The sequence below is a fragment of the Cupriavidus sp. SIMBA_020 genome (assembly GCF_046535395.1).
Taxonomy (GTDB): Bacteria; Pseudomonadota; Gammaproteobacteria; order Burkholderiales; family Burkholderiaceae; genus Cupriavidus; species Cupriavidus campinensis.
On sequence record NZ_JAWRWU010000255.1, the window covers coordinates 1 to 322 of the forward strand.

Here is a 322-nt window from a genome sequence, read left to right on the forward strand (position 1 = left end):
CGTTCGCGTGGATCAATTACATGCTCGAACCGGTGATCGGCGCGCTGCTGACCGAGCGTCAGGGGCTCGCGAATACGCTCGCGCCGCCACCCGGCCTCCAGACCGGTCACCAGCACCTCGTGTGGCTCCAGCCGGTCGAGGACATCGCGCGGCGCGAGTCGTTGTGGAGCCGCATCGTGTCGGGCGACCGGCCGGCGTCGTTCGAAAAATGATCAGGCTCGGGCTCACGTCGAAGCTGTCGGTGCTGTTCGCGTGCATCGGCGTGATCGCGTCCGGCACCACCGGCTACTACACGTACCGCGCGAACCGGACGATGCTCGTG

1 pseudogene is annotated in these 322 nt (G+C 67.1%); it reads left to right on the plus strand.

Annotated features, from left to right (window positions below):
• A pseudogene (locus SB751_RS29080) lies at window positions 1–212 on the plus strand (spermidine/putrescine ABC transporter substrate-binding protein); the annotation flags it as partial.
• Window positions 213–322 lie beyond the last annotated feature (110 nt).